Here is a 16832-nt window from a genome sequence, read left to right on the forward strand (position 1 = left end):
AATTTAAAAAAAATATTTAAAAACTTTTTTTCTTAATTAAATTTTTTTTAAAATAAAAAAATAAGCATTTTATTTTGGTGGTTAAAGTAAAAATAGCCTCAGATCGCCCATCATTCATCATTTATTCAGAGCTCATAGGGTTCATCATTGGCTACTTTTTTTATTAATTTATCTGAGCTTCCTATTAGTTTATACAAACATCACTGATTCTTTAGAAGATTTATCTTTATTTTTATGCATTACTTTTTCTAAAGCATCTTCAAAGTTTTTAGCTGAGACACTGTGATGTTCTTCTCTTATTGCAAACATACCTGCCTCAGTACATATTGATTTAAGATCTGCACCAGATGCTGATTTTGCATTTTGGGCTATGTATTTTAAATCCACATCTACATCTAATGACATGTTTTTAGTGTGTATCTTAAGAATTTCTAATTTTCCATCTTCATCTGGAACTGGAACTTCTATGATACGATCAAATCTACCTGGTCTTACAAGTGCTGGATCTAGAATATCTGGCCTATTAGTTGCTGCTATAATACCAACATTTCCTCTTGATTCAAATCCATCCATTTCTGCTAGAAGTTGCATGAGTGTTCTTTGAACTTCACGATCTCCACTTGTTGAACCTTGTAATCTTTTTGCTGCTATTGCATCAATTTCATCAATAAATATGATTGCTGGTGCTTTTTCTTTTGCTAATTCAAATACTCCACGTACTAAACGTGAACCTTCACCTATATATTTTTTAACAAATTCTGATGCTACTATTTTTATAAAAGTTGCATTTGTTTCATGTGCTACTGCTTTTGCTAGTAAAGTCTTACCAGTTCCTGGTGGTCCATAGAAGAGAACTCCTTTTGGTGGAGTTATACCTACTTCTTCAAAGATTTTAGGATTTTTAAGAGGAAGTTCTACTGTTTCTACTGTTTCTAATACTTGATCTTTTAGTCCACCAATTTCATCATAGGTTATGGATGGTTTTTCATCTATTTCCATACCTGATACTAATGGATCTTTTTCTGATGTTATAATATCCACAATACTAAATGTTTGTTGATTTAGAGCTACTCTTGCCCCAATTTCTATCCTATCAGAATCTTTTTCTGGATATTTTAATAGAAATGATGGTCCAGTACTACTTTTTACAACAACTTGATTATCATCCAATATTTCAGATACTGTTGCTAATACAAGTGGTGGTATTCTAAATCTGTTAATTTCACTTTTCAATGATTTAACTTCACGATCTAACCTTAAGTTTTCATTTTCAAGTAATACTTTATCTTTTTCTAGTTTTCTTACTTCCCAAGTTAGATTTCGTTCAATTGCTTCATGCTTATCAATTAAATTTGTTATTTCAGTGTTTTCTTTATTTTCAATTGTATTAAATGGTTCTGAATCTTCCATAGTAAACCTCCTTTTTTTTAAATAAATTAATATAATAATATTTTTCTTTATTATATTTTATAAACAGTTATTTTATTTTTTTACTTTTAAATTTAAATTATTAATTACTACATTTTATTTCTTTAAAGTTTATTATTATTATATTATTTGATTTATTTTTTAATTACTTCGTTATACAATAGATAATAATTAAAAAAAGTAAGAAAAAGAAATGTGAAAAAATACAAAAAGAATATTTAAGTAAATAAAAATAGATATGTGTATATAAAAATAATATTTAAGTGAATAACAATGAATTGTGAAATATGTGGAACAGAAATAAAAGGTCAACCTTATAAAACTAAAATAGATAATTCTCTTATGGTTACATGTAAAGAATGCTCTAGATATGGAAAAGTTCAACAAAAACCACAACGCCAAGGAAATAATAAAAGAAATAAAAATAATCAGAACAGAAGAACAAATTCAAACAGACCATACACCCGAAAATCTAAAGAAGAAGAGTATGAACTAGTCGATGATTATGAAAAAACTATTAAACAAGCAAGAGAAAAGAAAAATCTCACACATAAACAACTTGGAGAAAAAATCTATGAAAGAGAATCTGTTATAGCTAACATTGAAACTGGAAAAATGGTTCCTGATAATAAGATTGCTCATAAATTAGAAAAAGCATTACATATAAAAATTATTGAAAAAATAGAAAGTAATGAAAGGGAATTCCAAGAGTCTAGACGTTTTAAAGAAGCTACCCTTGGAGATATAGCTCGTATAAAAAGGAAGTAAATAATTAATTACATTCCTTCAATTACTTTTTTTTGAATTTGAAGATTTATTTTTAGAAGAATAATAACCATCAAATATTTTAGATTTACTAAATTCCTTATTTAAATCTTCATATTCTGGATATTCTTCACTAATAACAATAACATGAACTGGAGGATGGATTTTTCTTAAATTCATAATACTTGTTGTTGTACTTTCTTGAACTTTAACTAGAACTGCTATTTTAATATCATCTCTAGGTTCTTGTTTTAAAACTCTTTTTGTTACATCATGCACACTTTTTAAAGAAACCTTCCTAGGTTTTCCTATTATTGATAATTTAGCATGCCTTTCTATATCTGCCAAGCCATTTAATGCTTTTTTCTTATTCATAGCCCTAACTAGTATCAATGCCATAATTTAACTCCTATTAATTAATATGAAAAAATTGAATATTTATTTAAAATTTAAAATTAAAAAAGAAAATAAAAATAGAAGACTTAACGTCTTCTAAAGAATGATTTTATTAATGTACTTCTAAATATAGCTAGTAATATTAATAAAATCCCAATTACACTTTGAATATTTCCAAGTACATCAAATACTTGAGAATCTATTGGTAAATTCCATGTTGGTGCAGATCTTCCATTTGTTGCAGGAGTATAATATACACCTACTGCTTTAATATTTTCTTTAACATTAATATCTGATGCATCAACATATTCCACACCAATTAATGTTCCACTATCTATAGCTTTATTAATTGATTGTGCAATTTTAACTGGATCATAACCATTTTTAGTTACTGATGCTATTACAACACTACTTGTAGCTTCAGATATTCCTTTTTCATCAGAACCATATGTCGATACTGATGGATTATCATCAGATACTGTTATAGCATTACCTAATGCTTGATAAGCATAAATAACTGTAAGTGGACTTCCATCAACAGGAGACACTTGATAATTTTCTGCTTCAGGATAACCTACTGCCCATCCACTAGAACTTACCTTAGAATATGGTTTTTCCATTTCATAACCTGTTTGATTTAATTGTTCTGGAGTAAACATATCTCCTGTAGTTACACCAGATACTAGATTTATTGCACCACCACCATGATCTTCTCCAGAATCTGCAGCTACTTCACCAATTGCTTCTGAAACTATTTTTGTAGCTGGATATCCATCCCTTATCATTTTACCCATGTTTATTGCAGTTTGTAATCTTACTGTTTCTGCAGTACCTGATTTTGGGTTTCCATGAGAATTACGAAGATGTATCATAGCCCCTTTAGTTCCTGGAGGTACTGTTGCTAATCCACCACTTGCTGCTTGAACATTAATTGTACTGTTGTTATCTACTGTAACAACATAAACATCAAAACTTCCCCCTACAGCAATACCTTGTGTTGGGTTAACAGCCATTAGACGAATTCCATCAAATCCATTTGCCACATTAACTACCTGTTCAGGAGTTCCATTATTTTGAAGTTGTGTAAGTGCTGATATAATAGCAGCTACACGAACATTTGAAGAACCTTCCCCCCCTGATAGTAATGCCATTTTATGTTCTTGTGAGAATATAAATGTTGACTGGAACATATTAGCTGCAAATGATTGACTTCCAGCAGCACACCCATTAGGATCCTTTCCTGTAGGATCTGTAATAACTGCCACATTCATTGTTGCTGATGCAGTAGTTGAAAATAACATGACAATAATTAGAAATAAAGCTATTTTTGCTAATTTTGATTGTTTAACCATTATATCACCTTACTTTTTAACTCCTGCAACATTAATAAACCAGTTATTTGGCTAACTCCACCAACTTCAGCATTTCCTTCAAAGTCAAGATTACTTTGTGAACTTCCATTGGTTGTATTGTTAGTTACATTAACTTGTAATAATGAGAAATCTTCAATAACTGTAACAACCACATTCCCAGTTGTTGTATCTACTTGAACACTTGCCGCATTTATAGGAGCTACTGAAGTACCAGGTATTGTTGACTTTTTAACCAATTCTACAGCATTCGTTTTAGCATCACTTAATAGAAGTTGTCTTTGTGACGTGACTAGAGTATTTCCATTAATATAACTTCCATCCCTAAAACCAGCAGCCTCTACATTGGCTTTAATTACACTTGTAGGTATTATATCATTACCTTTAACCATTATTCCAGCAATAGGAACACCATCATCAGTAGTATTTGATGAAGCAAATGCAACATAACTCATTGCACGTCCAGACAAAATCAAAATAAATGCTAAAATTAAAATGATTAAAGTATCTCTTCTAACTCGTATAAACAAAATTTCACCTCTAATCTTATATAAATTCTAGTATTATTCTATATTTTGAACTAGAACTACTTTAGAGTATAATTATAAAATAAATAAGTACCATTTATTATAATTAATATACAATTCATAAAGTATAAATCTATTATATATTTCTTGATGTTATACTATTTAATTATAACAATATTTTAAAAATTAGTTTTCTTTAATAAAAAATATAAAGGAAGATATTAGAATAATTTCTAAAATATAATTATTCATTATCTTTAATAATATCTTTATATTTGAATGCAGCTTCTCCAGTACATACTACTAAGTTAGCATCTAATTCTAATGCTTTATTAAAACCTACAAGTACCTGTTCAACTGTAGCTCCAAGTGTTCCTTTTTTATCACCTTCAGGCATAGAATCAGGCAACACTATTTTATCAGTATATTTTCCATTATCCAAAGCATGTTTTGCACATAAATATGCATTGTGTGATGCTGGAACTATGTAATTAGCATGTTCTGCTGCACAATCCAAGATTTCTTTATCACCATCAATTCCAGATTCTGATGAAGTAGTAATAACATCTACTATAGTACCATATGCATTTTTTAATTCCTTAAGTACTGATGTTATTCCTGCAGGATTATGGGCATAATCTACCATGATTTGTTTATTATGACTAATTCCTATTTTTTCCATACGCCCTCCAACACCTTTAAATGATTTAACTGCTTCTTTTATTGTTTCATAAGATATATTTAATGTTTCATGTGCAATTATTATTGCTCCAACTGCATTATATATATTATGTATACCATATATTCCTAATTTAAATTCATATTCTTCATTATATGGTGTTTTAAGAATGAATTGATTGTGTTTATCATTTATATTACATGCTAGATAGTCTGGTTTTGTATATTTTAATCCACAATTACATTCATATACTCCTACTCCACCACAAAATTCTTTAATTTGAACTTTTTTTCCACAGAAACATTGTTTTAATGTGGTTTTGTTGGAATTTGTATCTAAACCAAATGAAATTAAATTACCTTCATAATTTAGTTCTTTTAACAATGATTCAATCGTTGGATCATCATTATTTATTACAAGAGTTTTATTTCGTAATAATTCAACTAATTCTCCTTTAACTCGAGCATAATCTAGAAAACTTGAATTTTCAGATAAATGATCTGGAGTTATATTAGTTATTAACCCTACATCAGGTTTACATGCTTTTGCTAATTTTTCAAGACTTCCTTTAATACCAAATGTTCCTGTTTCTAATATGTTAATATTTCCATTTAATCTTGATTGTAGAGGTGGAATATCTGCAGTATTTCCCTGCAAACCCATTAAATTATGTTCACATGGTTTTAAACCGGCATGATATGCTATGTGTTTTAGGAGTGTTGTTGTGGTTGTCTTACCATTTGTTCCAGTAATACATATAACAGGATGTTTTGGTTCAAAAATTTCAAGTATATCTTTTACTGTTAAAATAGGAATACCATATTTTTTAATTTTATGATACAGCATTGATTTTGATTCAAGAAGTGCAGTTGGAATTATCATATAATCTGAACTTGTAAAAAATGTTTCTGGAATTTCACCATAGTATATTTTCATCTCAGGATAATCCTTTAGAGCAGCCTTAAAACGGCAATCTTCTTCGTTTACCATATCATTTGCTTGTACTTTAAATCCATGATCCATTAATAATCTTGCAATAAGATTACCATTTATTCCACATACACCTATAACTCCAAATACAGTGTTTTCATCAAAATCAGTTATTTCCATAACGTTTACATCCTTCATTAAGACCATTTATCATTCTTGTTTTTGCTTGTTGATATGAATTTGATGCATCTGGACCAAGATGTACAATTATATCCCCTGGTTTTGCATATTTCATTGCAAGTTCTGCTGCTTCATCAAGTGTACATAATGCTATTTTTAGTACATCATCATTTTCTATTGCATTTAATAAATCTAGAGCTGCATCCATATCAAGTGTATTTGTTATTTCAACATAACCTGTTGCTATAACAATATTTGCATAATCTCCAATTACACGACCACTTTCTGCTTTATCTCTTATTGTTGTTGAGTCTACATTGTCATATAATATTATTAGATTTTCATCTTTAACTGATTCAAGTGCTTGTCTTACACTTTGATCTCCATATGATGCATCATAATATGCATCAACACCATTGAATTTACCAAGATATTCCATACGTCCACCCACACCAGTAAACATACCAATACCCTTTTTAATATCATTCAACGATATTCCATACTCCCTACTTACAGCTATAGCAGCAGTTAAATTTTCATATGTATAGAATGCTATTGTATCTATTTCAATTTCAGATTCAGTAGTCTCCTTATTATTTACAATTCTAATATTATATTTACCATCATCATAGAACCCATAGTATGTTGGTGTGTACTTATCTAAATTAACAGCTTCATCATTTTCAAAGTTGAAATATACAGTGTCTTCTCTTTTATATGTTAATAAATCACCACATTGTGAATTTGCTATAAGTTTTTGACTTGCTGGAAGAATACATGCTTTACGTTCAACATATTTTTCCATAGAACCACCAAATTCACATAAATGTTCTGGTCTGAGATTTGTTAGTACTCCTATTTTTAAGTCAATTTCCCCCATTAATCCAAGTGTTCCATGGGGTAATTCTAGAATTGCAATGTCTGCCCCAATATATTCCCCCTTAACAATATCATCAACTATTGCTTCACTTACCAAGTTCCATTTCATTGAAGAACATTGATAAACATTATATCCTGCAGCTTTGAAGATATTTGTTAACATATCTGTTGTGGTTGTTTTACCAAAAGATCCTGTTATACCTATTTTATCCATAGGTAATATTCTATTAATAATATCACTGATTGTTTTTCTTGTAACTTCCACTTTATCATGTTCTTTAATTTCTTTACGAATTGATGCAGATTCTGGTATTGTTGGTGCTAAAAATACTGCATCATATTTTGTTATATCTGGTGATTTATTACCTAAATCTAAGGTTACTCCTTCATTTTCCATTATTTTAAGTCTATCTTGTCTTCTAGTTGTAAAATCATCAAATGTTTTTGTATCAGATATTGTTACATTAACACCTTCATGATTTAATAATCTAGCTACTGGTCTTCCAGCATTTCCCGCCCCTACTACTAAGCATGATTCAAAATTCAAAGACTACAACTCCTTTTATCTTAATAATAAAATTTTAATATATTAATCTATAGTTATATATTCTTTCAAGTGTATGATGAAAAAATAATTCATTCCTAATAAATTATCTATTATTATTTATAAATATTTTTAATTATTATAAAAAATCAAGTAATAAAAAAAAGTTAAAAAAAAGAAATGATATTTATTATATTATATCATGTTTTTTTAGAATTCTACTTGCAGGATCCATTCCTTGAGCACCCAATAATAATATAACATCATCATCCGATGCTAAGTTTACAACATTTAATAATGATTCTTCTAATGATTCAAATAACATAAAATGAATATTATTTTCTTCTAATATTTCTAAAAATATATTTTTTTCAGAATCAACAACAGTATTTAAATGATTTACAACATCAACACTACATGTTAATAATAAAGTATAATTATCCCTATCTTTAAGCGATTTTACCAAAGCTTCGGCTATTTCACGATTAATATCATCACCACGAGAACCTCTAATAGCATTGACAATAAACAAATTATTACCTAACTTAGATCCATTCTCAATAGTTAAATTAATTCCAGATGGATTATGTGCAAAATCATCAATAATAATAGGATTTTCCCTAAGCTTAATAAAACGTCTTGCTAATGGTTTATAATTTTTTAAAGATTCAATTACTCTACCCCTATCCATATTTCTATAGATACATACAGCTAGTGCTGCCATTATATCTTGTATGAAATGTATTGAATTAAATGGAAGATCCTTTTGCTCAACATACAATTCATTTCCAGAATAAATACCAACACCTTCCTTATATGAAACAGATAAAATATTATTTTCATCATAATTTCCAAAAAACATGACATTGATATTTGATTGATTTGATACAATATTAGCCATGTTTCTAATATTTTCATCCTCATAATTCAATACAAGTAATGATTCTTTATCCCCATTAAGTAATGCTTTTGCTGCTCCAGATATTTCATATAATAAATTGTCAAATGATTTAACTAAATTAATATGATCCATGGATGCATTTGTAATTATAACACTATCTGCATCTAATGCCCGTATCATCTTATTAGAATGATTTTTCATTATTTCATCATCCCATCCTTGAACTTCAGATACTTCTAAAGTAATTACATCAATATTATTATTTTTATGATAATAATCAGATAATTCTGATGCTACTCTTGGATCTATAAGGGTATTTCCTTCTGATTCTGCATCAGTATTTGTGTAAGTATCATAATTAAAATCTGAAAAAATAGTATAGAGAAGATGAGTAGTTGTTGACTTTCCATTAGTTCCAGTCACAGCTACTTTAAATGAATCTTCTGCATATTCTTTAACAATTGTATTTAATGCAAATGCAGTTGCATATTCAATATGCTCAGTAACGATAAGAGAAAAATTCAATGCTTTTGCCATACTTATTGCATCATCATGAGGATTTTGAGTTATTAAACAAGAAACTCCCTTTTCATTTGCAATTTCTATACCCTTACCATTAATTTTATGTCTGATAACTATATCATTTTCAGAAGCTTTATTTAAAAAGGTATAATTTCCTGACAATAAATTATCAGGACCATATAACACTCCTTCAATTTTATTAGCTAAATCAGATGCTTTAATACTAATTTCTTGCAATGTTTCACCTCAATTTATGTCTATATTATGCCAAATAAAAATAAGGCAATAATAGAAACTACCAATGTAACTGTCCAATATAACAAAATAATTTTTTGTTCAGACATACCATGATAATTCAATGTATGATGCAATGGTTCAACAGGTAATGTTATAATATGTGACCTATGTAAAAGACTTATTATTACAGATACAATTGGTACTGCCAGAGCAATTATTGAAAATATCAATGAATTTCCCAGTAATGCTGCTGTCATATAACCAGTACCTAATGCATATGATCCAGTATCCCCCATGAAGATTTTTGCAGGATAATGATTTAATACTAAAAATCCTACACATGCACCAGCAATTATTATAAATGGTAATGCTGCTACAGAACCTGTTGTTACATTAGCATACAATGCTGAAGCTATAGATGCTATTGCAATTATACCTGCAGCTAATCCATCCATACCATCAATTAAATTAACCGAATTTATAGAACCAATAATTGCAAATAATGCTAAAGGTATCATTAAAATACCAAGTTCAAAACCACTTACAGATGTTGGTAAAAATCCAGGAAGTATTACAAAACATGCAACTACAAACTGAGTAATTATTTTTTCACTTTCTGTAGTTTCACTTTTAATTGGAATTTCATCAATTAAAGTAAGTTTATGTTCTTGTTCAACGATTTTATTATAATCTGCTTTAGCTTTTTCAGATGCAATTCTAGCTTCTTCACCCGGTTCTAAAGTCAATAAACCTATACTTACAGGTTTATCCCCATCATTACGTACTACTTTCTGATATTCTTTTACTTTAAATCCAAGTAAATCATCAAACATTCCAAAAATTCCTGCAACTACCATCATAATTACAGTTATTAATAAATAACTTGTAGAATGCCAATCGAATAAGAATAAGGCCATTACTGAAACACCTATTAAAATACCAAAACCACCCATGGTTGGTGTTCCACTTTTTTGTCTATGTTCTGATATTATAGGATTATCCCTTATGTCTGCTACCAGTAATTCTCTTCTAACAACAGCAGTAAATAGTGCTGTGACAATTATTGTTAAAGCAAATATTAGAACGTCTACTTGACCTATCACTAGTTTAACCCCCTAAGTTTAAAACTAAATTCAGTATATAGTTAGTTATTTTTTTTAATATTAAAATAAGTAACTGTTATTTAAAATAAAGTAATATCCAATCTAATAGAAAAAAAAGAAATGTATATTAAAATATGACTATAAAATAAGAAATATAACTTTAATAAGTAATATAAGTATTAAAAATAAAAAATAAAAGGAAATAAATAGTTTAAATCACTAATTATTTAATTAAAATGAATATTATTTGCATTTGCATAATCACTTACTAATTCATATGTTAAATTATTTAATTTATTTCTAGATGTTGCACGAATTGTAAGTCTTTGATAATTCTTTGGACCATGGACTATATATGAATTTTCTGATGAAAATCTCTTCTGGGATGGAATATTTTCTTGTGGGAAATTTCCAATAGGAAGTTCTGTAGAATAATAATTCTCCATAGAATTTCTTACATCTTTTGCACTCCAATGTCCCTTAGCCATATCCACCAATTGACATAATGGATAGATATTCGTAGTAGCTGCTGTCATATATCTTGTTCCACTAGGTCTGGTATTTAATTCTATTACATAATCTAATTTTGAATTATTATCATGTAATATATCAATATCCATAGTACCATCCAAGCCAACTAAATTAGCAATTCTCTGTGCAAGAAGTCGAATATCCCTATTATGAGCAACATTATCTATACCTTCAATTTCAAGAGGTGCTTGTTTTATTTTCTTCAAAGGATGTGTTCCATTTAATGTTGTATCACCTTTATATACTGGAGTTAATGCTACTGATTCATTATTCCAACGTAATACCTCAATTGAAACTTCAAATCCTTCCACATATTCTTCAGTAAAAACATTACTCTTGTTATCTAAGAACTCATTAATATCATCCCTATTAACAGCTACTTTTACACCTGTTCCCCCTTGACCTTCAGGAGTTTTTAATACTATGGGTAAATCTTTTTCAATATCATCTATATTATAAGGTTTATTTAAAGCATGAAATTGTGGTGTTTTAATATTATTTTCCTTTAATAATTTCTTTGTATTGTATTTATCTGCAGCAAGACTTGCTGTTTTATATGAAGATGCTATAACAGGAATACCAATTTCTTCAAGTTCATCCTTCATTTTACCTACATCAGGAAGAGGTGGATCAATACCAATTAATGGAATAACAGCATCCACATCTTCCTTAATTGCTATTTCCATAGGTTTATCCATACCTCTTGGAACTATATAATTATAATCAGCTAAATCCAAATTTATTGCATTTTCATTTGATTCCGTTATTATTGAAGTTATATTTTCTTGTTTAAGATACCAAGATACATCATCAAATAAACGTGAACCTATAAATAATATTTTCATCTTAAAACTCCTTAAACTAATTTGGCTATTATATCTGTTAAGTCATTAGCACTACTTTTAACTTCATCAGATATTGTATTTATTATATTCATTTCCTTTGGTTGTATTCCAATTGTTAAAATTTTACTTCCAATAGTTTCTTCAATATAATTTATTATGAATGATATTGGCATAGAATGTGTTGAAAAATTGAATGTGTCTATTTGATTCTTTGAAATGGTTATTATAGAACCAGCTTTAGCATCAAATTCAACTGCATCCACTATTATTATATGTGATGGTTTTAACTTTCTTATTTCTTGTGTATGATTTTCTGGTGCTGATTCAGTATTTAACAAGTATACATCATCAGTATTTTTATCAGTTAAATTAACTAACTTCTCATATAATAAATCAAGTATTAATGGTCCTACACCATCATCTCCACGTAAGGGATTTCCTATACCTAAAATTAATAATTTTTCATAATCAACAATAAAATCATTTATTTCTTCTGATATTTGTTTTAAGTGTATTTAAACCACCACCCATAATATATTCCATATTAATTATAATTTCATCATCAACATCAACATCCATACAATCTACTGGTACTATAATTGGTGGATTTAACATTGGTGTTGGTTCTAAAATAATATTATCTGTTAAAATAGTATATGTTGTTATTTTTAATGCATTTATCTTTCCAGCTTTCATAATATTTATAGAAATTTCTACATTAACTTTTTCACATATTACATCTTGAAATGATATAGAATGATATTTAATTTCATCAGATAATGATATGTACTCTGGAATATTATCTTCATAATATGTTATATGATTAATATTTGTTGAAATTATCTCTACAGTTGAATATACTGATTTAGGTATGAAAACTGTATCTTCCTTTATGTATTTATGAGCATTATTTATTACTGGAACTTGTTCTTCATCAATTAAAGCTGTATCTAACATTTCACATATGATTGTATCGGCCTTTTCTGGAAATTCATACCTACTTGCATCTGTTTTTATTAATTCAATATTATCATACTTTGACAAATTCTTTTTAGTACTTTTTATAATGAAAGGGTTTTGTTCTAAAGCATATACTTTTTTAGCATGATTTGCTGCTAATTGAGCTAATATTCCAGATCCTGTTCCTAAATCATATGTTATCCCACTTGTTTTTTCATAAATTGCCCTTTTAAATGAGTTTACTCTTTTTTTATCCTTTGTTAAATCATCATAATATGTCATTGTATAATTCTTTGTTAGAAGAATAATAAATTTTTAATTATATTAAATAATCCAACCATATTAATCATCTAACAAAAAATTCTTCTTTTTCTAGTAATTTTATATTTTTAAGAATAAAAATATACTCAGTTTATTATTATTCTTTTTATACTTATACTAAGCACATAAATAAACCTAATTCATATAATATCTATGGAGATTACTTAATAAAACAAAATAAGATAAATAGTTAATAAAATAAGATAAATAAAAAAAGTTTAAGAATAAAAATCCTATGAAAATTACCCTATTTACTACGATAAAGTATTTTTTCATGTAATAATTTTTTCTTAAGTGCTATCAAGTTATTTGAAATTAAATTCTATAATTAACCAAAGATATGTGTATTTTTTTATGTGGGTATAAATAACTTCATCTAGTTTTCTTCAATACTTACTTTTTCAAGTTCACCAGTACCTGCACTGGTTAATTTAACATGTTCAACTCCTTTTAGTCTCATGAGTTTTTCTGTTAATTCACGTATATATATAACGTCACCTTTTACAATAATAACTTCTAAACAATATTTATCACTCATGTGTATATGTAGACTAGCATCAATTTCATCACGATAATCATGTTGAATATCAGTCATAGATTCCATTACTCCAACGTAGTGATGATCATAGATAACAGCTATAACGCCTACACGTTCACCTTCCATATCATTCATCCATTGATATCGAAGAATATAATCCTTTAATGCATCACGTATACCTTTAGAACGGGATTGATATCCTCGATCACGTAACACATCATCAAATTCATTTAAAAGCTTATTTGGTAACGACATACTTATTCGCATAAATATCTCTCCAAATAACTTGGTTATAATATGCATATAAATTCATATTAATAAATATATTTATGTTTTTATTATTAATAAAAATATGCTTAAAAAAAATAATTCCCATCTAAAATATAATAAACTAAAGTCTAAATAAAACAATAATATAATTTATACATATTAAAAAAAAAGAATAAAGAAACTATAATTAGAATACAAACCCAATATAATAAATATTCAAGGAAAAAAAATTCATAGATTAGAAAAATAAGTATTTTCAATGTGATTAAAATGATTGTAAAAGAAGTTATGAATAAAAATATTTATTATATTGGCCCTGATGAAAGTGTTAGATTTGCTCTTAAAGAATTATATTCATTAGGTGTTCACAGACTCTTTGTTTTTGATGATAATGACTGTCCAATAGGTGTTATATCCTATGAAGATATCATATTATTAGAAGGGTCTGAAGATACAATGATTGACCTAGATATGGTAAAAGTCAGTGATTTAATGACAGAACATATTACTACAATCAACGCTAATGCTAAAATTCAAGATGCAGCAAATCTTATATTAAGAGCTGAAGTATCAGGATTACTTGTTGTTGAAAATGATAAGAATGTAGGTGTTTTAACAAAAACTGATATCTGTAGATTAGTTTCTTTTTCAGATGTTATTCCAAAATAATATTTTTTCCCAAATATTTTTTTAATTAAAAAAAATAACAAACCAAAACCTTTAAATATAACATGTTATAAAACTACTATATAGATGCTAAAGTGCATCTGTTTATTTGTATGCAGCGATAGTCCAGGCTGGCTAAGACTCTACCCTGCCACGGTAGTGACCCGGGTTCAAATCCCGGTCGTTGCATCTTTCATATGCGGTTGTAGTCTAGTCTGGCTAGGACTTGGGCCTTCCAAGCCTACGACCCGGGTTCAAATCCCGGCAGCCGCACTATGATTTTAACAAATATTTCTACTAATTCTAAAAACAAATCAAAAAAATAATTAAATCTTATTTTATAAAACAAACTTTTAATTAAAACAGCATACTATAATATATACATACAAAAAAAAATTTTAATGAAAAAAGAATAGATGATTAAATTGATGGGTATAATTGTAGGTGCTGGACGTATAGGTTATAATTTAGCAAGAAATATGGCTGAAAAACATGATATAACACTTATTGATAAAGATAAGGAACTATGTGAAAAAACAAATTATCTACTTGATTGTTATGTTATTCATGGAACTGGTACAAATACTAAAATTCTTGAAGATGCTGATATAGCAAAAGCAGACTTTTTTGTTGCAACAACAGGAAATGATGAAGTAAATCTTTTATCATCAGTATATGCTAAAGAACATGGTGTTAATATAATTATATCAAGATTAAATAACACAGAACATGCTGAAATATTCACTAAATTTAATATACCCTTTATTAATCCTGAAACTAGTGCTATGAGACTTATTGCAAGAAGTATTGTACGACCAACTGCACAATCACTAGTATCATTAGGACAAGGAAATGCTGAAATTTTAGAATTAAAAGTTAAAAATAAAGATCTTGCATTCATACCCATCTCTGAAATTGAAAATAACACAGATAAATTTATCATAGTTATGGTGTATACAGATAATGAAACTATTATTCCAACCAAAGAAACAATGCTTGGATATGATGATAGTGTAGCAGTACTTGTAAAAACTGAATATGTAAATGAAATACAAGACTTATTTACTAAAAATACATCAGAACTTGAATAATATAACTATATTGGGGTTTGAAAATGATTAATCCTAAAATAATTACATTATCTAACTTCTTAAGAAAAGAAGGAATGATTGTAAGTATACGCAGTACAATAACAGCAGCAAATATTTGGGAGAAATATCATGAAACATTTAATGATGAAGAAATTAAAGAATCATTAAAATGTATTTATGTTAAAAATAGGGAAGATATACATAAATTTGATCTTATATACAACAGATTATTTTCGAAAAAAATAGAAAGAAAAACAAAAAGACAAAAACAAGAACCTAGACAAAAATATGACAATACTTCCAATAATGAAATTAAAAGTCAAAAAAGTAATCCAAATACAGAATATCTTGAAAACCAAGAATTAATTGAAAATAGAAAACAAAAAAAAGTAATTAATGATAAATTAATGAAGGAGAGTATAGTACTTTTAGATAATAATGATAGACGAGTATTTGATATATGTCAAAGACTAAGTAAAAAAATAGCTAACCAGCGTTCTAAACGTAAAAAACGTTCTCATTCACACAATATAAATATGCCAAATACTATCAGATATAATCTTAAAAATGGTGGACATTTAGTAAAATTAATTCATCAAAAACCACCTAAAAAAAAGACAAAACAAATATTTCTCTGTGATATTAGTGGTTCATGTGAATGGGTAAGTACATGGTTTTTTGCAATATTATATGGTTGTTATAAAACATTTGATAAAATAACAGTTTATGATTTTGATAATAAAATCATTGATGTGACAGATTCATTAACCTCAGAATATGAAAATACCTATCAAATAAATTTTGCACATCAACGATTAGGCATTAGACCCTTTGGACAATCAGATATGACCACATCATTTAAACAATTTCGAGATGAGGCAACACTAAACAACCATACAGATGTAATAATATTAACAGATTGTAGAGATTGGACAGGTAAACGTGAAAATGGAGTTCTTGAAAGTGCAACAATACTTCATGAAATTGTTCAAAAATCACGTAAAGTTATTATATTAAATCCAGAGAAGAAAATCAGATGGAAAACAAGAACCAGTTGTGTATCTGACTATGAACAAGCAGGTGCTATAATCTATGAAACAGGTACTTTAGATCAGTTTGCTAGAGTTATAAGTGCATTATAATACTTAA

General features: G+C 27.8%; 16 protein-coding genes and 2 tRNA genes. 6 read left to right on the forward strand and 12 right to left on the reverse strand.

Features of this window, described 5'->3' with window-relative positions; translation table 11 throughout:
• Positions 1-189: 189 nt before the first annotated feature.
• Positions 190-1410: a proteasome-activating nucleotidase gene (locus tag A9758_RS01885; protein WP_011406786.1), complete on the reverse strand. Its 1221-nt coding sequence runs from the start codon at positions 1408-1410 to the stop codon at positions 190-192.
• 291 nt (positions 1411-1701) lie between these two features.
• Between A9758_RS01885 and A9758_RS01890 the strand changes: the two genes are divergently transcribed.
• Complete coding sequence (locus A9758_RS01890; protein WP_011406787.1) at positions 1702-2196, forward strand: multiprotein bridging factor aMBF1; 495 nt, start codon at positions 1702-1704, stop codon at positions 2194-2196.
• Positions 2197-2214: 18 nt separating this feature from the next.
• On the opposite strand, the gene A9758_RS01895 is transcribed toward A9758_RS01890, so the two are convergent.
• The 11 genes from A9758_RS01895 to nikR form a co-directional block, all read right to left on the reverse strand.
• A complete protein-coding gene (locus tag A9758_RS01895) occupies positions 2215-2592 on the reverse strand; it encodes a DUF356 domain-containing protein (protein ID WP_011406788.1) in 378 nt (125 codons plus the stop codon).
• Positions 2593-2675: 83 nt separating this feature from the next.
• The gene (locus tag A9758_RS01900; protein ID WP_048059888.1) at positions 2676-3890 is read right to left on the reverse strand and encodes a hypothetical protein; all 1215 of its coding nucleotides are present in this window, start codon (positions 3888-3890) and stop codon (positions 2676-2678) included.
• A gap of 50 nt (positions 3891-3940) precedes the next feature.
• The gene (locus tag A9758_RS01905; RefSeq protein WP_011406790.1) at positions 3941-4489 is read right to left on the reverse strand and encodes a hypothetical protein; all 549 of its coding nucleotides are present in this window, start codon (positions 4487-4489) and stop codon (positions 3941-3943) included.
• Between the two features lie 241 nt (positions 4490-4730).
• Positions 4731-6275 carry a Mur ligase family protein gene (locus A9758_RS01910; protein ID WP_011406791.1) on the reverse strand — a complete coding sequence of 515 codons (1545 nt, stop codon included), beginning with the start codon at positions 6273-6275 and terminating at the stop codon, positions 4731-4733.
• Complete coding sequence (locus A9758_RS01915; protein WP_011406792.1) at positions 6262-7701, reverse strand: Mur ligase family protein; 1440 nt, start codon at positions 7699-7701, stop codon at positions 6262-6264. The genes A9758_RS01910 and A9758_RS01915 overlap by 14 nt, the downstream gene beginning before the upstream one ends.
• A 187-nt stretch (positions 7702-7888) precedes the next feature.
• On the reverse strand, positions 7889-9358 hold the full coding sequence (locus A9758_RS01920) for a Mur ligase family protein (protein ID WP_011406793.1): 1470 nt from the start codon (positions 9356-9358) through the stop codon (positions 7889-7891).
• A gap of 20 nt (positions 9359-9378) precedes the next feature.
• The gene (locus tag A9758_RS01925) at positions 9379-10461 is read right to left on the reverse strand and encodes a phospho-N-acetylmuramoyl-pentapeptide-transferase (RefSeq protein ID WP_011406794.1); all 1083 of its coding nucleotides are present in this window, start codon (positions 10459-10461) and stop codon (positions 9379-9381) included.
• A 227-nt stretch (positions 10462-10688) separates the two neighbouring features.
• Complete coding sequence (locus tag A9758_RS01930; RefSeq protein ID WP_011406795.1) at positions 10689-11837, reverse strand: ATP-grasp domain-containing protein; 1149 nt, start codon at positions 11835-11837, stop codon at positions 10689-10691.
• Between the two features lie 11 nt (positions 11838-11848).
• Complete coding sequence (gene hycI, locus A9758_RS01935) at positions 11849-12352, reverse strand: hydrogenase maturation peptidase HycI (protein ID WP_048059755.1); 504 nt, start codon at positions 12350-12352, stop codon at positions 11849-11851.
• On the reverse strand, positions 12318-13079 hold the full coding sequence (locus A9758_RS01940; RefSeq protein WP_011406797.1) for a methyltransferase domain-containing protein: 762 nt from the start codon (positions 13077-13079) through the stop codon (positions 12318-12320). Before A9758_RS01940 ends, hycI begins: the two co-directional genes overlap by 35 nt.
• Positions 13080-13494: 415 nt before the next feature.
• Positions 13495-13923, reverse strand: a complete 429-nt coding sequence (nikR, locus tag A9758_RS01945; RefSeq protein ID WP_011406798.1) for a nickel-responsive transcriptional regulator NikR — start codon at positions 13921-13923, stop codon at positions 13495-13497.
• A gap of 273 nt (positions 13924-14196) precedes the next feature.
• Between nikR and A9758_RS01950 the strand changes: the two genes are divergently transcribed.
• The 5 genes from A9758_RS01950 to A9758_RS01970 all read left to right on the forward strand — a co-directional run bounded on the left by A9758_RS01950 (position 14197) and on the right by A9758_RS01970 (position 16825).
• Positions 14197-14595, forward strand: coding sequence for an HPP family protein (locus A9758_RS01950; protein ID WP_011406799.1), 399 nt, complete (start codon positions 14197-14199; stop codon positions 14593-14595).
• A 112-nt stretch (positions 14596-14707) separates the two neighbouring features.
• Positions 14708-14781 (forward strand) — tRNA-Gly (locus A9758_RS01955).
• Positions 14782-14791: 10 nt separating this feature from the next.
• Positions 14792-14865: transfer RNA gene (locus A9758_RS01960), tRNA-Gly, on the forward strand.
• A 143-nt stretch (positions 14866-15008) separates the two neighbouring features.
• Positions 15009-15683 carry a TrkA family potassium uptake protein gene (locus tag A9758_RS01965; protein ID WP_083757022.1) on the forward strand — a complete coding sequence of 225 codons (675 nt, stop codon included), beginning with the start codon at positions 15009-15011 and terminating at the stop codon, positions 15681-15683.
• A 23-nt stretch (positions 15684-15706) separates the two neighbouring features.
• Positions 15707-16825 carry a VWA domain-containing protein gene (locus A9758_RS01970; protein WP_011406801.1) on the forward strand — a complete coding sequence of 373 codons (1119 nt, stop codon included), beginning with the start codon at positions 15707-15709 and terminating at the stop codon, positions 16823-16825.
• Positions 16826-16832 lie beyond the last annotated feature (7 nt).

The organism is Methanosphaera sp. A6 (assembly GCF_001729395.1).
In the GTDB taxonomy this organism is placed as follows: domain Archaea; phylum Methanobacteriota; class Methanobacteria; order Methanobacteriales; family Methanobacteriaceae; genus Methanosphaera; species Methanosphaera stadtmanae.